Source organism: Rhodococcus marinonascens NBRC 14363, assembly GCF_001894885.1.
Classification (GTDB): Bacteria; Actinomycetota; Actinomycetes; order Mycobacteriales; family Mycobacteriaceae; genus Rhodococcus_F; species Rhodococcus_F marinonascens.
The window spans coordinates 1-18,014 of record NZ_BCXB01000052.1 but is presented as its reverse complement, the minus strand read 5'-3'; the positions used below and the strand labels follow the sequence as shown (position 1 = coordinate 18,014).

General features: G+C 64.6%; 22 protein-coding genes, 1 tRNA gene and 3 pseudogenes. 10 read left to right on the top strand and 16 right to left on the bottom strand.

Going from position 1 to position 18,014, the window contains the following annotated elements:
* From RM2_RS21445 to RM2_RS21430, 5 genes are all read right to left on the bottom strand, one after another.
* The coding region (locus RM2_RS21445; protein WP_245814085.1) for a YncE family protein at positions 1 to 434 on the bottom strand (434 nt) is incomplete at its 3' end.
* Positions 435 to 738: 304 nt separating this feature from the next.
* Positions 739 to 1,164 (bottom strand): YncE family protein, encoded by a 426-nt coding sequence (locus RM2_RS21440; protein WP_245814084.1) that lies wholly within the window; start codon positions 1,162 to 1,164, stop codon positions 739 to 741.
* Positions 1,161 to 1,409 (bottom strand): hypothetical protein, encoded by a 249-nt coding sequence (locus RM2_RS24940; RefSeq protein ID WP_218017256.1) that lies wholly within the window; start codon positions 1,407 to 1,409, stop codon positions 1,161 to 1,163. The genes RM2_RS21440 and RM2_RS24940 overlap by 4 nt, the downstream gene beginning before the upstream one ends.
* A gap of 235 nt (positions 1,410 to 1,644) precedes the next feature.
* Positions 1,645 to 1,977, bottom strand: coding sequence for a hypothetical protein (locus RM2_RS21435; RefSeq protein WP_139277873.1), 333 nt, complete (start codon positions 1,975 to 1,977; stop codon positions 1,645 to 1,647).
* A gap of 102 nt (positions 1,978 to 2,079) precedes the next feature.
* Positions 2,080 to 2,445 (bottom strand): YybH family protein, encoded by a 366-nt coding sequence (locus RM2_RS21430; RefSeq protein ID WP_072691522.1) that lies wholly within the window; start codon positions 2,443 to 2,445, stop codon positions 2,080 to 2,082.
* A gap of 97 nt (positions 2,446 to 2,542) precedes the next feature.
* Here RM2_RS21430 and RM2_RS21425 point away from each other — a divergent pair, with 97 nt between their 5' ends.
* Positions 2,543 to 3,439 (top strand): LysR family transcriptional regulator, encoded by an 897-nt coding sequence (locus tag RM2_RS21425; RefSeq protein WP_072691521.1) that lies wholly within the window; start codon positions 2,543 to 2,545, stop codon positions 3,437 to 3,439.
* A gap of 20 nt (positions 3,440 to 3,459) precedes the next feature.
* On the opposite strand, the gene RM2_RS21420 is transcribed toward RM2_RS21425, so the two are convergent.
* The 3 genes from RM2_RS21420 to RM2_RS21410 all read right to left on the bottom strand — a co-directional run bounded on the left by RM2_RS21420 (position 3,460) and on the right by RM2_RS21410 (position 4,792).
* Positions 3,460 to 3,822, bottom strand: a complete 363-nt coding sequence (locus tag RM2_RS21420; RefSeq protein WP_245814083.1) for an SDR family NAD(P)-dependent oxidoreductase — start codon at positions 3,820 to 3,822, stop codon at positions 3,460 to 3,462.
* Positions 3,823 to 4,013: 191 nt separating this feature from the next.
* Positions 4,014 to 4,334, bottom strand: a complete 321-nt coding sequence (locus RM2_RS21415; protein ID WP_072691520.1) for an SHOCT domain-containing protein — start codon at positions 4,332 to 4,334, stop codon at positions 4,014 to 4,016.
* Positions 4,335 to 4,363: 29 nt separating this feature from the next.
* The gene (locus tag RM2_RS21410; protein ID WP_072691525.1) at positions 4,364 to 4,792 is read right to left on the bottom strand and encodes a DUF6325 family protein; all 429 of its coding nucleotides are present in this window, start codon (positions 4,790 to 4,792) and stop codon (positions 4,364 to 4,366) included.
* A 212-nt stretch (positions 4,793 to 5,004) separates the two neighbouring features.
* On the opposite strand from RM2_RS21410, the gene RM2_RS21405 reads away from it, so the two are divergent.
* From RM2_RS21405 to RM2_RS21395, 3 genes are all read left to right on the top strand, one after another.
* Positions 5,005 to 6,255: a cation:proton antiporter gene (locus RM2_RS21405; protein WP_084721930.1), complete on the top strand. Its 1,251-nt coding sequence runs from the start codon at positions 5,005 to 5,007 to the stop codon at positions 6,253 to 6,255.
* A 3-nt stretch (positions 6,256 to 6,258) separates the two neighbouring features.
* Positions 6,259 to 7,827, top strand: a complete 1,569-nt coding sequence (locus tag RM2_RS21400; protein WP_072691519.1) for an MFS transporter — start codon at positions 6,259 to 6,261, stop codon at positions 7,825 to 7,827.
* A gap of 116 nt (positions 7,828 to 7,943) precedes the next feature.
* The gene (locus tag RM2_RS21395) at positions 7,944 to 9,215 is read left to right on the top strand and encodes a serine hydrolase domain-containing protein (protein ID WP_072691518.1); all 1,272 of its coding nucleotides are present in this window, start codon (positions 7,944 to 7,946) and stop codon (positions 9,213 to 9,215) included.
* Positions 9,216 to 9,283: 68 nt separating this feature from the next.
* On the opposite strand, the gene RM2_RS21390 is transcribed toward RM2_RS21395, so the two are convergent.
* The 4 genes from RM2_RS21390 to RM2_RS21375 all read right to left on the bottom strand — a co-directional run bounded on the left by RM2_RS21390 (position 9,284) and on the right by RM2_RS21375 (position 11,970).
* Positions 9,284 to 9,940 carry a class I SAM-dependent methyltransferase gene (locus RM2_RS21390; RefSeq protein WP_072691517.1) on the bottom strand — a complete coding sequence of 219 codons (657 nt, stop codon included), beginning with the start codon at positions 9,938 to 9,940 and terminating at the stop codon, positions 9,284 to 9,286.
* Between the two features lie 63 nt (positions 9,941 to 10,003).
* Positions 10,004 to 10,273 carry a hypothetical protein gene (locus tag RM2_RS21385; RefSeq protein ID WP_072691516.1) on the bottom strand — a complete coding sequence of 90 codons (270 nt, stop codon included), beginning with the start codon at positions 10,271 to 10,273 and terminating at the stop codon, positions 10,004 to 10,006.
* A 113-nt stretch (positions 10,274 to 10,386) separates the two neighbouring features.
* Positions 10,387 to 10,806: a very short patch repair endonuclease gene (locus RM2_RS21380; protein WP_072691515.1), complete on the bottom strand. Its 420-nt coding sequence runs from the start codon at positions 10,804 to 10,806 to the stop codon at positions 10,387 to 10,389.
* Between the two features lie 18 nt (positions 10,807 to 10,824).
* The gene (locus RM2_RS21375) at positions 10,825 to 11,970 is read right to left on the bottom strand and encodes a DNA cytosine methyltransferase (RefSeq protein WP_072691514.1); all 1,146 of its coding nucleotides are present in this window, start codon (positions 11,968 to 11,970) and stop codon (positions 10,825 to 10,827) included.
* 252 nt (positions 11,971 to 12,222) lie between these two features.
* Between RM2_RS21375 and RM2_RS21370 the strand changes: the two genes are divergently transcribed.
* Positions 12,223 to 12,810: a putative glycolipid-binding domain-containing protein gene (locus tag RM2_RS21370; protein WP_072691513.1), complete on the top strand. Its 588-nt coding sequence runs from the start codon at positions 12,223 to 12,225 to the stop codon at positions 12,808 to 12,810.
* A 98-nt stretch (positions 12,811 to 12,908) separates the two neighbouring features.
* Here the strand turns inward: RM2_RS21370 and RM2_RS21365 are convergent, their stop codons facing one another.
* Positions 12,909 to 13,877 carry a prephenate dehydrogenase gene (locus tag RM2_RS21365; protein ID WP_072691512.1) on the bottom strand — a complete coding sequence of 323 codons (969 nt, stop codon included), beginning with the start codon at positions 13,875 to 13,877 and terminating at the stop codon, positions 12,909 to 12,911.
* A 49-nt stretch (positions 13,878 to 13,926) separates the two neighbouring features.
* Between RM2_RS21365 and RM2_RS21360 the strand changes: the two genes are divergently transcribed.
* Both RM2_RS21360 and RM2_RS21355 read left to right on the top strand, forming a co-directional pair.
* Entirely contained in the window at positions 13,927 to 14,466 is a 540-nt protein-coding gene (locus tag RM2_RS21360) for a tRNA adenosine deaminase-associated protein (protein WP_072691511.1), read from the top strand.
* 8 nt (positions 14,467 to 14,474) lie between these two features.
* Positions 14,475 to 14,933: a nucleoside deaminase gene (locus tag RM2_RS21355; RefSeq protein WP_072691510.1), complete on the top strand. Its 459-nt coding sequence runs from the start codon at positions 14,475 to 14,477 to the stop codon at positions 14,931 to 14,933.
* 93 nt (positions 14,934 to 15,026) lie between these two features.
* Here RM2_RS21355 and RM2_RS24690 read toward each other — a convergent pair whose 3' ends face one another.
* Entirely contained in the window at positions 15,027 to 15,179 is a 153-nt protein-coding gene (locus RM2_RS24690; protein WP_169846790.1) for a hypothetical protein, read from the bottom strand.
* 188 nt (positions 15,180 to 15,367) lie between these two features.
* Positions 15,368 to 16,150: pseudogene (locus tag RM2_RS21350) on the bottom strand (HAD-IC family P-type ATPase); the annotation flags it as partial.
* A 347-nt stretch (positions 16,151 to 16,497) separates the two neighbouring features.
* Between RM2_RS21350 and RM2_RS21345 the strand changes: the two are divergent.
* Positions 16,498 to 16,588, top strand: a tRNA-Ser gene (locus RM2_RS21345).
* 79 nt (positions 16,589 to 16,667) lie between these two features.
* On the opposite strand, the pseudogene RM2_RS21340 reads toward RM2_RS21345, so the two are convergent.
* Positions 16,668 to 16,880: pseudogene (locus RM2_RS21340) on the bottom strand (tyrosine-type recombinase/integrase); the annotation flags it as partial.
* Positions 16,881 to 16,901: 21 nt separating this feature from the next.
* On the opposite strand from RM2_RS21340, the gene RM2_RS21335 reads away from it, so the two are divergent.
* Together RM2_RS21335 and RM2_RS21330 are read left to right on the top strand one after the other, a co-directional pair.
* Positions 16,902 to 17,315 (top strand): hypothetical protein, encoded by a 414-nt coding sequence (locus RM2_RS21335; RefSeq protein WP_139277872.1) that lies wholly within the window; start codon positions 16,902 to 16,904, stop codon positions 17,313 to 17,315.
* 439 nt (positions 17,316 to 17,754) lie between these two features.
* A pseudogene (locus RM2_RS21330) lies at positions 17,755 to 18,014 on the top strand (hypothetical protein); the annotation flags it as partial.

Below are 18,014 nucleotides of genomic sequence, written 5' to 3'. Positions count from 1 at the left end.
AACGGGTTGGTCCCGACCGGGATGGGCAGGCCCACGACCATGTTGGTGGCGGTGTCGATCACCGACACCGAAGTGCCGCCACTGTTGGTGACGTAGGCGCGGGTTCCGTCAAGGGTGATCGCCACCCCGAACGGGTTGGTCCCGACCGGGATGGGCAGGCCCACGACCATGTTGGTGGCGGTGTCGATCACCGACACCGAAGCGCCCCCACGGTTGGTGACGTAGGCGCGGGTTCCGTCCGGGGTAGTGACCGCCACCCCGGCCGGGGTGTTCCCGACCGGGACGGTGTCGATGACGGTATCGGCGGCCGCGGCCGCCACCCCCATCCCGGCCATACCGAGGACCATCGCAAACGTGGCTGTCACTCCGAGTGTGAGACGCGCGGCGCGTCCCCCGACCCTGCGGTAACCGCACACCGTATTGTGCTGATTCACATTCGTCTCCTGCCTTGTGAGGAACACACCGGATCAACCTTCGTCATGTCGGGAACCGGCGGTCGGAACCGAACACCAGCCCACCGGAGGCTAACAACCGGATGCCGATTCCGACCCCAAAATTCGCCGAAATCCTGACGGCCACCGGGACGCACGGGTATCATCGAATATTCGGATCCCGGCGCGACGGGTTGACTCCGCCTTGTACTCCGTGGTGCACGAGTTCCTGTATGAACATGCGAGTCCTGTCTCCCGCGACCGGGGTCACGATCGCTGCGATCGGATCACGTTGCCCGACTGAGTTTCACAGGTCCGGCACCCAAGGGTCGACGCCGCATATGAGGCCTTCATGCGAGAATTGACCGCGTTCTACATGTGCGTAGGAACCGGTGTCGAACGTGATGGGGACAATGCTCACCTGATCAATACGGCTCCCGCGGCGAAGGACGCCGCCACCCTCACGGTCGGGGTGGCGGCGTCCTTCGGCTACTGCGTCATCCGGTTCTATGGTGCGGGTGTCAGCTGAAAACGCTGCCCCAGTCGCTGCCTGAGCCTGTGCCCGAGCCGAAGTCTCGATGACGGTGTCGGTGCCGGTGTCGATCACTGACACTGAGTTGTCGTCAAAGTTGGTGACGTAGGCGCGGGTTCCGTCGGGGGTGATCGCCACCCCCTCCGGGTCGGCCCCGACCATGACGGTCTCGATGACGGTGTTGGTGAAGGTGTTGATCACCGACACCGTGTCGCCGACTTGGTTGGTGACGTAGGCGCGGGCCCGTCGGGGGTGACCGCCACCCCAGACGGGCTGGCCTCGACGGTGATGGTGCGGATGACGGTATCCGCTGCCGCGGCCGAGACCCCCATCCCGGCTATACCGAGGACCATCGCGGTGGTGGCCGTCGGTATGGCCGGGAGTGTGAGATGCGCGGCGCGCCCCCCGACCCTGCGGGAACCGCACACACTATTGTGCTGATTCACATTCGTCTCCTGCCTGATGAGGAACAAACCGGATCAACCTTCGTCATTTCGGAACTGGCCGTCGGAACGGAATACCAGCCCATCGGAGGCCAACAACCGGATTCTGATCTCGACGCAGAATCCGCTGAACTCCTCACGGTCACAAGGCCCAACCCGAACCCAAGCTCGCCATCGTCAACGACTGGGGTGGCAGGTTCCAGGTTCTCGGCGAACAGATCACGCGCAACGGCGTCAGTTACATCGACACCCAGAACACCCGGCTCACCAAAACGATCGTCCGCAATCTCAACGTCGCCGCGCTCGATGCCATCGAAGAACAGATCGGCGCCGAGAACACACTGGCCGACCACAACTGGTCGAACGTGATCACCGGGGCCCCGAGGCCGATCTGACCTCGAATGCCGAGCGGCCCGCCGCAGACTGCGCTGGCACGCAGCTGCTCGCCGACATGAACGAACTCGGTGTCGTCTTCGACCTGCTCGTGCTGTACCCGCGGGAACACCACGCCCTCAAGGTCGCCCACGGAGAAGACCTCGCCGCGATGCTCGCATCCAACAGCCTGGCTCACCGAGGCAGGTCGGGCGCCCCTCGCGAATGCAGCCCACATCTCCATCACCCGCCGAACTTCATTTGCCCGTGCGGTGTGGTCGATTGACGACTACACGTCTCATCAGTGACTGGGCGGCATGAATTCCGGCTGGTCGAGGAGGCGGAGCCAGGTGCCGTCGGGTTGTCGACGGACCACCTGTGCGCGGGCGCCGGAGCCGTCCTTCGGCGGGGTGGAGGTGAGGGCGATGCCGTCGCTGATCAGGGTGGGCAGGGGCTGTTCCTGCTCGAAGCGAGGCGCGCCATCGAGCACCTTCTCCCACAGTCCCCGGATGGCGTCGCGGCCGACCGTCTGGCTGCCGGCGGGATACGCCATCACGGCGTTCTCCTCGTAGAGGGCGGCCACTCCGGCTGCGTCGCCCGCATTGCTCCGTTCGATGAACAGGCGGGTGAGGTCTTCGGGGCGGAGAGCTTTCTCGTTTTCAGGCATGGGGAGTCCTTTCGTTGGGGGTTCGATATCTCCAGGTTCGTCGCTGGATAACCGGAAGTCCAACAGATAGTTCTTCTGGGAACTAGAATCGTTGGTTATGGAACTTCGTCAGCTGGAGTACTTCGTGGCGGTCGCGGAAGAGGCCAACTTCACCCGTGCCGCCGAACGTGTGCACATCAGCCAGTCGGGGATCAGCGCGCAGATTCGCCAACTCGAGCACCACCTCGGCGCGACGTTGATCGACCGTTCGAACCGGACCGCGACACTGACTCCGGCGGGCGCGGCGGCCCTCGAACATGCCCGGGCGACATTGGCGTCCGCGAACGCGGTGCGGCAGGCGGTGGACGAAGTGCAGGAACTCATTCGCGGTCGGCTCGTAGTCGGAATGGTCACCGCCTGCACGATCCGGGGACTGTTCGACGCCTTGTCCGAGTTTCACCTCGCCCACCCGGGTGTCGAGATCACGCTCGTCGAGGACAACTCGGACCGACTCGTCGAGCAGGTTCGCGACGGAGTCCTCGATCTCGCGCTCGTCGGGACGGCGACCGCGCCGCCAAAGGGATTGGACGCGTTGACAATCATCAGCGAGGGCATCGTCGCTGCGGTGCCGCCCGGACATCCCCTCGCAGACCGGCCGGGGGTGACGATCGCCGATGTCGTGGCGTATCCGATCGTGTCGATGCCGCGGGGGACGGGTATCCGGACGGTTTTCGACCGGGCGTGCGCGGCCGCCGGAATCGTGCCGAACATCGCGCTGCAGGCCAGCGCCCCTGACGCTGTCGTGGATCTCGCGATACGCGGGCTCGGGATCGCGATCCTCAGTGAGACGATGTCCACCGACTTCGAAGGCCGGCTCCGCGCCCTCACCCTCGACGGCGTCGACATTCCCGCGGTACTCGCTCTCGTCTGGAAGAGCCCGGAAGGCCCGGCGCTGCGGGAACTTCTGCGCTACGGGCGGAAGGCATTCGGCGAACCGGCAGCGGCACTCGCGTAGTCACACCACCACCACCGCCGTCATGCCGCCGTCATGGCGCGGGTCAGGTTCCGCAGGCCACCCTTCGCCGCTGTGTACGGTGCGATCGTCGGCCGGGCCAGATCCGTCTGCACGGAACCGACATTCACGATTTTCCCGCGACCGCGACTGATCTGGAACGGCGCGACCGCGCGGCCGACGAGAAACGCGCTCGTCAGGTTGGTGGTGATCACGCGGTTCCAGTCGTCGAGGCTCACGTAGAGCAATGGCTGACGGTGCTGCAGCCCGGCGTTGTTCACCAGGATGTCGACGGGTCCGATCTCCGCCTCGATCTCCGCGATCGCGGCGTCGACCCGGTCCGGGTCCGTGACATCGAATGCGACCAGCCCGCACGCGCGCCGCACCGAACTCGTCTGCGAGGCGTCCGCGCGCGCCGTTCAGGCCGGAGCCATCACCTTAGAATGATTGATGAAGAATGCCAATTCTGAACAGATGCTGTTGCAAGAGCAAACAGTGTCGAGCGTCGGCAACCCGATGTCACACGGGTGCAGTCGAACTGAACCGATGTGGTGTCGGGTGCTGGGCGGTCGTCGTGTCAAGAAGAGAGCAGCTTGGCCTTCGCCGCGGCAAACTCTTCATCGGTGAGCATGCCGGCGTCCTTCAGTTGGACCAGTTCCTGGATGCGGGAGATCAGGTCGTCGTCACCGGCAGGGGCCGTGTTCGGCGGTGGCTGCTGCTGCGAGTACTGCGCTTGCGCCGCCTGCTCCGCCCGCTCCTGCTGTTGAGCCTCTTTGCCGGCGGAACGCCGGCTCATCGCACTGGACGTCGCTCGCGCGGTGCCGGTGATGACGGCAGTCCGGGCTACCGTGCCGAGCAATCCTGGACGTCCGCCACGCCGTGGGCCTCTGAATGCCATGTCGTTACTCCGTTTCTGTGCGGGATGACTCAGACCACGGCGGCGATGGCCGTCTCGACCACGTCGCGCGGGATATGTAGATGAAGCGCCACCTCGCCGCCGGCCTTCCGCGATGCGGCCGCGAATCGCCTGGCCCATGCCTGCTCGTACACGAGCGCCATCGCAGAGGTTCCCGGTTCCAGCGATTCACGCACCACGTCGAGGTCTTCGTCGCTGATCAGCGCCTTGGCTTCGAGCGACAGGGCTGCGAGTCCGACGCTGTCGAGATCCTCGTCCACCTCCACCTGATGCAGCGCTCCGTCCATACCCTTGGAGATGAACACGAGATCGAGAATGGTGATCACCCCTTGGGAGACCACGTCGCGGAAGGTCTCGACCACCTCGGGATCGGCCCGCTCGCCCGGGAAGGTGAGGAATAGAAACGCGACCGGCCCGACGTCTTCAGCTGAATCAGACATGCTCTCTCCCTGCGCTTGTGTGCCCTGGTCGCTGTGTGCCCTGTCGCTGTGTGCGCTGGTGTCCACAATCGCCAGCGAACGCAGAATCCGCATCATCCACGACGGGTGATTCTGCGAAGTGTCGTTCATCCGTCACGGATGATGCACCCCTGACCGTGGCTCTGTGAGGCTCGAGCCCTGTGCTCTTCCGGCCATTCGAGATGGAGTGATGCATGCCTTCAGTCGGCGCCTCGCTTTTCTGGATCGTGGCGTCCGCTGTTGTCGCACCACTGCTCGCGGGGTTGTTTCCCCGCAAGTTGGTGCCCGAGGTGGTGCTGCTCCTCCTCGCCGGGGTCATCATCGGCCCGCACGTCCTGGACATCGCCGTTGAAGGCAGCGGGATCGAGTTGTTGCGGGATCTCGGACTCGGTTTGCTGTTCCTCCTGGCGGGATACGAGATCGATACGGCCGAGATCACCGGTCGCGGCGGTAGGCGGGCACTGTTGACGTGGCTGGCGTCGCTGGCCCTGGCATTCGGTTTGGTGCTGCTGCTGAGCCTTGCGGACGTCGTCAATGCCGGAACCGCTGTGGCCATCGCGCTGACGTCCACAGCGCTCGGGACGCTGCTGCCGATCCTTCGGGATGCGGGGACGCTCGACTCCAGGCTGGGCCGGACGATCCTCAATCACGGTGCGTTCGGAGAACTCGGGCCGGTCGTGGCGATAGCGGTCCTGCTCGGTTCGCGAGGTTCGCTGGCGTCGATCGCGGTCCTGGGGGTCTTCGCAGGAGCAGCCGTGCTTGTCGCGTTCATACCCGCACGGGTGCGCCGGGACGGTTCTCGAATCGCGGCGATCATCCGGGAAGGATCGGAGACGACTGCGCAGACCACGGTCCGGCTGACCATGCTGCTCCTCGTCGCACTTGCCGCGCTCGCGGCGTCGTTCGGGCTCGACGCCATTCTCGGCGCCTTTGGGGCGGGGTTCATCCTGCGGCGGGCCGCTCCCGAAGGCTACGAGGCACTCGAAACCAAGCTCGACGGCCTGGCCTTCGGATTCCTGATCCCGATCTTCTTCGTGACATCGGGCATGGCCATCGACGTCGAATCCGTGGCGTCGGAACCGGGTGTGCTGGTCGCGTTCGTGGTGCTGATCCTGCTGGTGCGTTCCGGCCCGGTTTACATCTCCGGGCGATTCGATCGCGGATCAGGCGGCACCGACCCGCCCTTCACCGTCCGCGAACGCACCCAGCTGGCCTTATATGCGGGAACGGGACTACCTGTGATCGTGGCCGTTACCGGGGTGGCGGTCAGTTCGGGAAACATGACGACGGCGCACGCGTCCGCGCTCGTGGCGGCGGGCGCGATCACGGTTCTCCTGTTCCCGCTGGGAGCGTCGCTCATCGGTTCGCCCAGGAATCGGCATCTTGAACCGGCACCCGATGCGGCGGACCGGGGAGCCGCCAACGACGAGAACCCGAGGAGTTGACAGGTGACCCGAATCGAATCGACGCAGGCGCCGGCCAAGGCAACCCTGATCCTGGCGACCCTCATCCTCGTCGCGGCCGTTGCCAACCTGAACCTGTCGGTCGCGAACGTCGCACTGCCCGACATCGGTCGAGCATTCGACGCGAGTCAGACGCAGTTGAACCTCGTAGCAGTTGCGTATTCCCTGGGGCTTGCTGCGTCCGTCCTCTACCTCGGTGCACTCGGTGACCGCTATGGACGCAAGCAGATGCTGGTATTCGGCATGGCGCTGTCGCTACCGGCTTCGGCAATCGCGGGATTCGCAGGAAATATCGAAATACTCTTCCTCGCGCGTGTTCTCGGCGGTGTCTCCGCCGGATTGGCCTTCCCCACAACACTCGCGCTCATTACAGCGCTGTGGTCTGGACCATCCCGGACGAAGGCGATAGCCCTATGGTCGGCCCTGGGTGGGGCAATCTCCGCGCTCGGACCAATCGTCTCAGGTGCGCTGCTCGAGCTATTCCCTTGGGGCTCGGTTTTTCTGGTGACCCTTCCCCTAGCCGGACTCGCGCTCGTGTGCGCCCTCGTATGGGTGCCCGCCCACGTCAACGAGACAACAGATCCCGTCGACAATCTCGGCGGCATCATCTCGGTGGTCTTCATCGCCGCCCTCATTCTCGCGATCAATTTCGCGCCCGTAGACGGTGCCGGCGCCACCGCCATCGGGCTGGGCGTAATCGCCCTGGCTGCGGGCGCGGCATTCTTCCTGCAGCAACGCCGGGCGGCGCACCCACTGTTCGACCTGCACGTCGCCGCCCGCCCGACGTTCTGGGTGGCCGCGGTCGGCGGGTTGGTGGTGTTCGGCTCGCTCATGGGTGCCATGTTCATCGGGCAGCAGTTCCTCCAGAACGTCCTCGGCTACTCGACGCTCGCTGCTGGGTCCGCGATCATCCCGGCCGCCGTCGGGATGATCTTCGTCGCGCCCCGGTCCGCGACACTCGTCGAATCACACGGCGCCCGGTTCACGCTGCTGCTCGGCTATCTGTTCGTAATCCTCGGGTTGGTGGTCGCGTTGCTGCGGTGGAACGAGAACGCGAACTACCTCGAGGTGGCGGTGGCCTACACGCTTGTCGGCGTCGGAGTCGGGTTCGCCGGGACTCCGGCGTCGCGCTCGCTCACCGGTTCCGTGCCCGTGTCGCGGGTAGGCATGGCGTCCGGTACCTCCGACCTGCAGCGCGACCTCGGTGGAGCGATCATGCAATCGATCCTCGGCGCGGTTCTCACAGCCGGCTACGCCAAGTCGTTGTCGGCAGCTATCGCCGCCTCACCGGAGGCAAGTCAGGTGACACCGGAAACACAAGCTGCGCTGACGAAGTCGTACTCGAGCGCCGTCGTGCTCGCCGAACGTTATCCGCAGTACGCCGACCAGATCATCGCCGCCGCACGTAGCGCCTTCCTCGACGGGGACACCAGCGCCTACCTTGCCGCAATCCTGGTGGTGTGCGCCGGAGCCGTGTTGGTGTTCTTCTGCTTCCCACACCGAGACGAGGAGAAGCGGATGCTGGACGAATACGCGGAGGAAAAAGTGGTGTAGGTCGAAATAGTTGGGCGAATGTACCTTCCGGCGCGATAGAAGCGTCGAAAGGTACATTCACCCGATGCTCGCGGAGTAAATTTCGAAGAAGAGCACCTCGACGACGGGACCGTGCGATGACAGCTCAGGTCGTGCCCAAGACGAATCGAAGACGAGGTCTGACGGCGGTCGCGGCTGCGTTGCTGCTGATAGTCGGGGCGGGATGCTCGGACGACGCCTCTTCCGCAGACACCTCTGCACCCCCCACCGAGGCGCGGTCGAGCGCTGAAACGAGCGCACAGATCGACGCCGGTACCGTGGACCGCATCGAGGAAGCCATCGAGAACACGATGACGACGGCGTCGATTCCCGGAACGATAGTGGGTATCTGGGGGCCGGACGGCAATTACGTGAGGGCGTTTGGCATAGCCGACAAGACGTTGAGTTCCCCCATGAAGACCGACTTCTACGGCAGAATCGGCAGTGTCACAAAAACATTCACTGTAACTGGGGTGTTGCAGCTTGTCGACGAGGGGCTGGTGGCTCTAGACGATCCGATCTCGAAGTACGTCGAGGGTGTGCCGTCGGGTGACGAGATTACCCTGCGTCAACTTGCCCGGATGCGAAGTGGGCTCGCCGACTACACGGCGAGTGAAGAGTTCCAGAAGTCGCTGTTCGACGACCCTGAAATCGACTTCACACCGCAACAACTTCTGGACTACGCCTTCTCGCAGCCCACGACCTTCCCTCCCGGACAGGGATTGGAGTATTCCAACACGAATACGATACTCCTGGGACTAGTAGTCGAGAATGTCAGCGGAATGTCGTTGCCGGAGTATGTAAGTCAGAAGATCACTCAGCCGTTGATGATGGAGGACACGAGTTTTCCGGTCGCCAATGAGTTTCCGGAACCTCACGCGAGGGGTTACACCGAACAGACCGCCGGTGGTGAGGAAACTGTGTCGACCGACTGGAATACGTCATGGGCATGGGCGGCGGGCGCAATGGTTTCGACCCTCGACGACCTTCACGTTTGGGCTCATGCCCTCGCTACCGGAACTTTGCTGCAACCGACGACCCAGGAACAACGGCTCGAAATGGTGGCTGCGCAGGGCGTGCCGTCCGACATCGGCTACGGTCTGGGGATCTTCGACATTTCGGGCTGGGTCGGGCACAACGGCAGTGTCCCCGGTTACCAGACTGTGTGCGTGTATCTCCCAGAGAGGGAAATGACTCTGGTGATCATGATCAACACCGACACCCCCTACGAAGGTAGCGAGCCGAGCACGTTGCTCGCAAAGGCCATCACGGAGATCATCTCCCCGGAACACGTCTATCGCCTCGATGCCGGCGTCCAGGAGTCGGACTCGTCAGCGGCGGAAACTCCCTCGCCAGCCCCCACCCGCTGACCCCGTTGACCGACAAAGCGTCCAGAAGGTGCATCGGGCACTCACATGCTCCCCGCGTCGGTGCGTGGTCAGCCCCGACGAATGCCGTGCAGCACGGTGTCACGGATGGTGACCGACTTCCCTTCGGGATTTAGTGCCTCGCGAGCAGGTGCCGCACACACGAGGACTTCCCAGTCGTCGGGTTCAAGCGCGGCGGCCACCTGATCTGCCGTGAACAGCAGATCCGGGAGATCAAGCCTGCCCACGGAGGTCTTCAAGTCGGAGGGATGATGACCCACGATGAGGAGTCGTCCGCCCGGTCGTACTGCCGCCGCGAGTTGCCGGTGGAGCGCTTGGCGGTCTGACGCGGGCACATGAATGAAGTGTGCCAACACGAGATCGAAGTGGTGGACGGGTGGCTGCCAGGTTCGGATGTCGGTCTGGTCCCACGACGTGCGGTCCGCGACGTCGGCGCCGGCCTCGGCGGCCCGCGCGGCGGCGTGGGTCAATGCAACCGTCGATACGTCCAATCCGGTGACATTCCACCCGCGGGAGGCCAGCCAGATCGCATCGGCGCCCTCTCCGCAGCCGACGTCCAGGGCGTTACCGGGTGCGACATCCGCCAGCTGCTCGACAAGTTGTGGATTGGGGTTCCCACTCCACACCGCTGTAGTCGAGTCGTAGCGTGCATCCCAGAATTCCTGGCTGTACAAATCGGTCGCGTCCGGTGCATGTTCGTGGGTCATGGCACCACTGTGAGTGAACAGACTGGTGATCCGATAATCCTATTGCCGAAACAGCAAAGACCTTTAGGGGCTGTGGAACGTGTAGATGCGGCAGCCCCTCATGTTCGCGGCCGATACGACCCCGTCGGAAGCCATGCGATTACCCTGGGCTGCAAGGTTGTTGGCGAGAGCGGTCTGGTCATCGCAGAAATCTTGATCTCCGGGGTTGGACGGGGGATTGCTGATATATGTGTCGCCCGGTGCCGCCACCGCGGAAGGGGCGAGACTGATGAGCGGAGCGACGACCGCTGCAATTGCAATGGCGGCCGACACAAGAGTACGGCGATTCATCATCCTCCTCCTTCAGGGGTGACGTGGACTTGTTGCGATGCCACTATCCTGCACCTATTCGCGGACGACCACCATACCTAGAGGGTGTAGGGTCTGCGACACGTCGAACGGTCAAGTCACGGAACGGTCGGGTCGGCGTAGTCTAGGACTTCCTGAACCCTGTTCGCGGCAGCGACCGGATTCTCGTGTTCCCAAATTCGCACCACCGTCCATCCGGCTTCCTCGAGTCGGGTGTCGGTGTCGCGGTCTCGGGTGACGTTCCCGGCTAGCTTGTCTGCCCACCACTGCGCGTTGTTCTTGGGGAAAGTGGCGTGCTGCGGGCAACTGTGCCAGAAGCACCCGTCGACATATACCGCTACCTTGCGGCGTGGAAATACCAGGTCGGCACGCCGTCGGGCGCCCTTCATCGGGGCTCGGTCGACGAAATAGCGGACCCCCCGCCGGTGCAGTTCTCGCCGGAGCGAGAGTTCGGGCGCGGTGTCGCGCCGCCGCTGGGCCCGCATCCGGGCGCTGGTCGCGGGATCGGTGGCGGGCATCGCGGGACCGTCAGCGGCCTATGCCGCGGCCATCGGGAAGCCGCCCATGCGGTCGAGGTGGCTCTCGACATCGTCGATGAACCCGGGAACGAATCGCAGATTGCCCATACGCGCACGCTTGAGAAAACCCGCGGTCGCGCGCGCGGACAGTAGTCGGGTGTCCTCGAGGAATCCGCTCAGATCCTCGTAGGGTTCCTGCACCGGCCACGTGGAGGCGTGGACGCGGAAGGCCCGCCGGTTGCTGCCCCACGCCGCGACGGGCCAGGCATCCCCGGACTCGAGCGGCGTCTCTATATCCCGCTCGTACGAGTCGGGTTCGAGCAGTCGCCGCCCGACCCACGACGCCATCCGCACGCTCACGGCATTGCCCACCAACTTCCACCGGTGGCTGTTGCGGAGTCCGGGAACGAGCGCGGCGGGGGCGGACCAGTCTGGGTCGAAGCCCTGTAAGCGTTCGGCATCCACCAGTCCGGGAGTCACGATCTCGCCTGAGGGCAGTCTCACGGCAGGAGGGCTGGCGATGCCGACAGAGGAACCGCCTTTGAGTGTGGGAACCGCATTGACCGCCCAGCCAAGGCCTCGGTTGCCCTCCGTCCAGTAGAAACCGCACGGAAAATCGGCGGGATCTTCCACCATTCGTTCTCCGGCGTCCTCGCCGAACAGGACCGCGCGCGGGTCCTCGGTGCGCGAGGCGAGCATCAGGACCCGTTGCCGACGCTGGGGGAGCCCGAAAGCGCGCGCGTCGACCACCCGGTACGCCCACATGTAGCCGAGATCGGCGAGGGCGTCCGTGATGTGCTGCATAGCGGCCCCTCGGCCCAACTGCAGCATGAACGGGACATTCTCGATCAACAGCCAGCGCGGACCCTTCTTACGTTTTACCAGCCGAAACACCTCGTCCACGAGGCCTGAACGCGGACCGGTGATGCCAGCGGTCCGACCGGCCTGGGAGAGGTCCTGGCAGGGGAAACCGGCAGCCACGAGTTCGATGTCCTGAGGCAGGGAACGCAGCTTGGTGACGTCGGAATGTACAGGGACCTCGGCGAATCGGGCACGCAGAACCGCCTGGGCGCCCGGGTCGATCTCACACAGCATCTCGGTGTTCCAGCCGTGCTCTTTCAGACCCAATTCGAGCCCGCCGATACCGGCGAACAGGCCCACCATGCTCCCGGTTGACGTCACTGCACCCTTCCTTACTAACAGGTCAACCGAGAACGTTACTCGAGATCTGCACCGGCATTGACCAACGACCCGCAAGATCTTCGTGAGCGACGTGCGGCGGAGCTACTTACGATGGAGAGGCAGGTGCTCGCGGACGAGATCGGAGCCTTTCCGCGCCAAGGCCATCGGCAACAATGTCGCCGCCAAATCAGGCCCGCCGCCACTGCGATAGCGTTCGTCGCTTACCGTAGACAGGTGAGCATCCAAGAGTCCGGTGCCGCGACGTGGCCCGCAGTGTTGACGTGGCAGGCGGACAACGCACCGCGAATGGAATCAGTTCGCGTCCAACTCAACCGCAACCGCATCAAAGCCGCAGGCCGGATCCTCGGGGGTGCGTGCGACGAGCATCCCGCGTTCAGTGCGTCCTACGACCTCGTCACGGATGAAAGCGGTGTCACCCGCAGACTGTCGCTGCGGACGTCCGTCGCGTCAGGTGAACGGCAGATGTCGATCAGCCGGGACGATGAGGGCACCTGGATGGTGGAGCACGGCGTCAACTATCTGCGGTCCACGTTCGACGGCGCTCTGGACGTGGACATGGTGCTCAGTCCGTTCTTCAACTCCCTTCCCATCCGGCGGTACGGACTGCACCTCCGATCCGAGGAAGTCGAGGTCCCGGTGGTGTACGTCAACCTGCTCGACCTGCGCGTCGAGGGTGTCATGCTCACGTACAGCAGCCGTCCGGACAGCATCCACGTGCTGTCCCCGGTGGCGAGTTCGTCGGTGACCATCGACCGCGACGGGTTCATAATCAACTATTCCGGCTTGGCCGAACGGATTTAGGTGGCGGAACCGCCGGTAGGTGGTCGATGAGTCACCGCAGTTATGAGTCACCGCACTTATGAGTTACCGCACTCATGATTGCCGCGCTCGCCTACCACTCACAGGCGGTGGAGTCGCCCGCCTCGGCGACCCGCGTCGCGCATGTCGTCGATCCAGCCGTCTTGCCCGGGGACGATGCCGGTGATCTCCCAGGTCTCCTGGTTGTCGTACGTCGCGCGCGCTGCATGCCCGGCGTTGACGAGTGTCGCCGCCGACGACTGTTCCGACAGTTCGGTCCGCGCGTCTTGAAGTAGCACCAACGCCTCGTCTAGTGCTGTCAGCAGGGCATCCCGGTTGCCTTCGCACATGGCCAGGACGAGGCTCGGCGCGCTGGCGGCCACCCGGGTGCCGTCGCGGAACGAGCCCGCGGCGAGCCCTAATGCTAGCGGACCGCCACTGGCCCCGGTGATCGCGAGACTCTCGGCCAGCAGGTGTGGGAGGTGCGAGATGCGGGCGACGGCCCGGTCGTGTTCGGTGGACTCCGCGGGAACGACGACGGAACCGCAGTCCAGTGCCAGTTGCGCGACCTGCATCCAGACGTCGGGGTCGACGGCGTCGTCGGTGCCGACCACCCACACCGCCTCCCGGAACAGGTCGGTGCTACCGACCTTCCAGCCGGAAGCTGATGTCCCCGCCATCGGATGCCCGCCCACGTAGTGTTCGCTGAGTCCTTGACGGGCAACCTCCGACGCGACCTCGGTCTTGACGCTCACGACATCGGTGATCGAGCAATTCGGTGCGTACCGGGCGATCGCGGTAAGTGTGGGGGCGACGGCGGGTGCCGGTACCGCGATCACGATCAGCGCCGACTCCGACGATGCGCGCTGCAGCACGGCAACCAGGTCGGTGTCGGCGTCGAAACCATCGGCCCGGGCGGCGTCGACGGACGGAGCGGATCGATTGTGGCCCCATGCTCGGCGGCCCGCGTGGATCGCCGCACGCAGCAGTGAACCGCCGATCAATCCCAGGCCGAGGACGCACACCGGAGGTGTGGAAGTGGTATCAGACACCCGACCAGGTTGGCACATTCGAGTGCGGACTTCATCAATCGTCACCGATCGGGCTACCGTTGCGCTCATGGGTGCACAGCGCGCGGAAAACAACGGCGCCTCGTCGGATCGGGCAGAGGACCTGGCGGGCTTTGGTGTCGCAGTAGTACACGAGGATGGCCGATGGAAGGTCAAGGGACTCACTTCAGCGGCTCTGACCAGTCTCAGCGTCGCCGAGGAGGAGCTGAGGGCTCTCCGTAGCGCGGGGGCATTCTTCGGTCTGTTGGACGTGGACGACGAGTTCTTCATCGTGCTGAGGCCCGCGCCGTCGGGGACACGTCTGCTGCTGTCCGACGCCACTGCGGCCCTTGACTACGACATCGCCGCCGAAGTCCTCGAAGCGTTGAACATCGAGGTCCCGGACATCGATCCGGACGACCTCGATGACATCGAGCCGTGGGGTGAGGGTGACTTGTCGTTGCTCTCCGATCTCGGCGTGCCCGAACCGGTTCTCGCGGTGATCACCTCCGAGACCGATCTCTATCCGGACGAGCAACTGGGAATGATCGCGCAACGACTCGGTTTCACCACGGAACTGTCCGGGGTTCTGGACAAACTTCCCGGGTAGTTCCGATCATGACTCTCCAGGACGACGAGCGGATGATCCGGGCGGCGATTGAGGCGGCCCGCACAGCCCCCGACGGCGATGTCCCTGTGGGCGCGGTGGTGTTCGATGAGGACGGCGCGGCGGTGGCCCGGGCGGTGAATTCGCGGGAGACGACGTCGGATCCGACGGCCCACGCGGAGATCATCGCGCTGCGGGCCGCGGCAAGGGTCTACGGCGACGGGTGGCGCCTCGAGGGGGCCACTCTCGCAGTGACGTTGGAGCCGTGCACGATGTGCGCCGGCGCTCTCGTCCTGGCTCGGGTCTCGCGAGTCGTGTTCGGCGCTTGGGAACCCAAGACCGGCGCTGTCGGCTCGTTATGGGACGTAGTCCGTGACCGTCGCCTGATGCATCGCCCGCAGGTCCGGGGCGGTGTCCTCGAGGATGAATGCGCGGGCATTCTGGAGGATTTCTTCCGCGAGCGACGCTAACCGGTTCCAAATTGTTTCGCTGGCTGTGTTGAGACAGTTCAGCCCCTCACCGGCAGAACGGGAAGCCGGCAAGGGGCTGAATGGGGTGTCGGATCAGCTACCGAAGGCAGGGATCTCCGAGCTACCCAGGCTTCCGTTCGACACGTAAAGGTATTGGGGGTCGTTGAGGGTCGGAGCGTTGCCGATGTTCCACATTGTCAGGCACGCACCGAGGACGCCATAGGACCCGGGCTCGAGGTCGGGCACCGTGTAGGACTTCGTTTTGCCGGGGTAGACGCCGAAGAAGGTGGTTACGTTGTCGAAGGTCGGGTAGACGAGAACGCCATCGCCGAAGATCTTTTTCGGGTCATTGATGATGCCGGGAACGCTCGAGCCGTCGACGACCGCAGCATTGCAGTAGACGGCGCTGCCAAATTGTTCGGGTTGGTGATCGAGGCAGCAAGAGCCACGATGGCGACGGTGAGAACGCGACTGAACCACGCCAGTTTTCGAGTCAGCGGAGTGGCCAGGGTGTCGGCGGCACCGACGAGACGGTGGATCTCACCGAGTTCGGTGTTCGCGCCCGTCGCGACTGCGATGCCGGAGCCCGTCCCGGAGGTGACCAGGGTGCCCGAGTAGAGCATGTTGCGCCGGTCGGCAACGGCCGTGTCCGGCGGTAGGGCCACTTCGTTTTTGAGAACCGGCGCCGATTCGCCGGTCAGCGACGACTCGTCGGCGCTGAGTTCGGTCAGAGTGACCATCCGCAGGTCTGCGGGGACCCTGTCGCCGGCCTCGATGACGACCAGGTCGCCGGGCACCACCCGTTCGGAGGGCAAGGACCGTACGTCGCCGTCACGGACCACCCGGGCTTCCGTACGGATGAGGGCGCGTAGTCCCTCGAGTGCCGCCTCGGCCCGCGACTCCTGGACGAACCCGACTATCGCATTGACGATCACGACGGCGAAGATGACGCACGAGTCCACCACTTCTCCGAGCGCCATGGTCACGGCCCCGCACACCAGCAGCACGTAGATCAGCGGGTTGTGGAACTGTCGCAGCCACCGCCGTAACGTGCCGGCGCGAGCGGGTCTCGGCAACGTGTTCGGTCCGAACTGGGCGAATCGTTCGCGGGCCACGTCCTCGCCGAGACCACGTGCGGCGTCCGTCGACAGGAGCTCGACGACCTCATGGGGATTCAGCTCATGGTGACTGGTCGGGGGAGTAAGTGCACCGTACATGTCCTGATCGCACCTGCCGGTATGTGTGCGTGGCCGGCAGCTACCTCCCACCATCGCGGCGATGGCTGGGCGGACCCCCATGCCCACCTCGGGAGCCTGTCGGCGGAGGTATGCGGCCAGCAAGGTTTATACGACTTCTTGTAGTAGGTTGCCCCCGCGGGCACGAATTGTCGAGAACGCCCGCCGGTTCGCTACGAAGAAGCCGTGCGATCGTGGGTGCTCGCGCACGAGTACACGGGGCTTGTCTGAAGCCCCGTTCGGTATCGGCGACGACGCCTCTCTGCCGGTGAAATGTTCGCTCAGCTGCCGATTTCAGTCTCGGTGGCGAGTCCGGTAAAGTCACCGGCGGTGGCGTGTCCGAGCGGCCTAAGGAGCACGCCTCGAAAGCGTGTGACGGGTAACCCCCGTCCGAGGGTTCAAATCCCTCCGCCACCGCCAAAGCCTCCCACCTGTTAACGCAGGTGGGAGGCTATTTTTGTGCCTTTCGAGACGGTGGAAATTGCAAATCTGACAGTTTTCAGACAGTGGCGAGAGCGGGAATCCTTCGGCGTGCCGCATCCAGAGCGTCCGCCACTGTGTCGAGATCGTCATCGAACAGGTCTGCGTAGATGTCCAATGTCAGTGCCGCCGACTCATGCCCGAGCATCCGCTGCACGGCCTTCACGTTGGCGCCCGCAGACACCGCCAACGACGCAGCAGTGTGCCGAAGATCGTGCTGTCGTGGGTGCGGCATCTGTGCGAGTCCAGGGCGATGACGTACCAAGGGCCTGCCGGGACTGCAGGGGTGGCGCTGTGGCTGGCCGAGCACGTTACGAGCCTCGCGATGACCGAGGGATGCGAGGAGTCCCGCGATGAAATCGAGCACGCGATGGGCCAGTGCCGGCGGGCGTGCGACCGGCCCGACGAGGATCACGCGAGACTGCCGCTGGACCCACACGGCGAGGCGCTCGTCTACGGCTTGGAGCTCAACGCGAAGGCGTGTGCAGACATGGCCCGTTCAAAGGGCGTCGAGGGGCTCACCAAGCGTCGCGTGCTGTACCTCGTCGACGCCGAGGCGGTGAAGCCGCTGAGGACGGTCAAGGTCGGCAAGTGGAAATCTCCGATCCTGCGACTGGGTGAGGTTGTCGCAGCGCACCGGAAGTTGTCGACACCCGAAAGCGCCTGACCGGCAACGGACACCACGCGTGCTAAGCTCCGCCCACAGGCGTGAGTGTTATGCAGAGATGCAGACCTCACGCCTTTGTCGTCTCACCGGCAAGTCCTGTTCGGCGCAGTCGGTGAGACCCCCCGTCCAGGGGCGCGCCTGGATTCCCGATGCAACCCCCGCCTGCTTGCCGTCGACGCACCCTCAGGGAAGCGTCCGCCGCGAGCGCGACACATCGGCACCAACGCGCATAAGCTCCCGCCCGGTCAACTCCACAGGCGGTCCGAGTGTCCGATCATGCCTAGTGCGGCCTCGTGTGGCCGTGAGGGTTCCGACGGATTCTGCATCGAGATCAGATTCGGGCTGTTAGCGTCCGATGGGCTGATGGTCGGATCCGACCACCGGTTCCCGAAATGGCGAAGGTTGATCCGGTTTGTTCCTCACAAGGTAGGAGACGAATGTGAATCAGCACAGCACGGTGCACCGTTACCGCAGGGCCGGGGGGCGTGCCGCGCGTCTCACACTCGGGGTGACAGCCACTTTTGCGATGGTCCTCGGTATGGCCGGGATGGGGGCGGCGACCGCGGCAGCCGATACCGTCATCGACACCGTCCCGGTCGGGTTGGCCCCGTCCGGGGTGGCGATCACCCCGGACGGTTCCCGCGCGTACGTCGCCAACAGTGGCAGCAACACGGTGTCGGTGATCGACACCGGCACCGA

Coding starts and splice junctions, on each gene's coding strand:
- RM2_RS21380 (WP_072691515.1), bottom strand. CDS start 10,806: ATGCCCGCCACCGATCCCGCGACCAGCGCCCGGATGCGGGCCCAGCGG.
- RM2_RS21385 (WP_072691516.1), bottom strand. CDS start 10,273: ATGATGAATCGCCGTACTCTTGTGTCGGCCGCCATTGCAATTGCAGCG.
- RM2_RS21395 (WP_072691518.1), top strand. CDS start 7,944: ATGACAGCTCAGGTCGTGCCCAAGACGAATCGAAGACGAGGTCTGACG.
- RM2_RS21390 (WP_072691517.1), bottom strand. CDS start 9,940: ATGACCCACGAACATGCACCGGACGCGACCGATTTGTACAGCCAGGAA.
- RM2_RS21405 (WP_084721930.1), top strand. CDS start 5,005: ATGCCTTCAGTCGGCGCCTCGCTTTTCTGGATCGTGGCGTCCGCTGTT.
- RM2_RS21355 (WP_072691510.1), top strand. CDS start 14,475: ATGACTCTCCAGGACGACGAGCGGATGATCCGGGCGGCGATTGAGGCG.
- RM2_RS21415 (WP_072691520.1), bottom strand. CDS start 4,334: ATGGCATTCAGAGGCCCACGGCGTGGCGGACGTCCAGGATTGCTCGGC.
- RM2_RS21410 (WP_072691525.1), bottom strand. CDS start 4,792: ATGTCTGATTCAGCTGAAGACGTCGGGCCGGTCGCGTTTCTATTCCTC.
- RM2_RS21365 (WP_072691512.1), bottom strand. CDS start 13,877: ATGTGCCAACCTGGTCGGGTGTCTGATACCACTTCCACACCTCCGGTG.
- RM2_RS21430 (WP_072691522.1), bottom strand. CDS start 2,445: ATGCCTGAAAACGAGAAAGCTCTCCGCCCCGAAGACCTCACCCGCCTG.
- RM2_RS21360 (WP_072691511.1), top strand. CDS start 13,927: ATGGGTGCACAGCGCGCGGAAAACAACGGCGCCTCGTCGGATCGGGCA.
- RM2_RS21335 (WP_139277872.1), top strand. CDS start 16,902: ATGACGTACCAAGGGCCTGCCGGGACTGCAGGGGTGGCGCTGTGGCTG.
- RM2_RS21425 (WP_072691521.1), top strand. CDS start 2,543: ATGGAACTTCGTCAGCTGGAGTACTTCGTGGCGGTCGCGGAAGAGGCC.
- RM2_RS21375 (WP_072691514.1), bottom strand. CDS start 11,970: ATGGTGGGCCTGTTCGCCGGTATCGGCGGGCTCGAATTGGGTCTGAAA.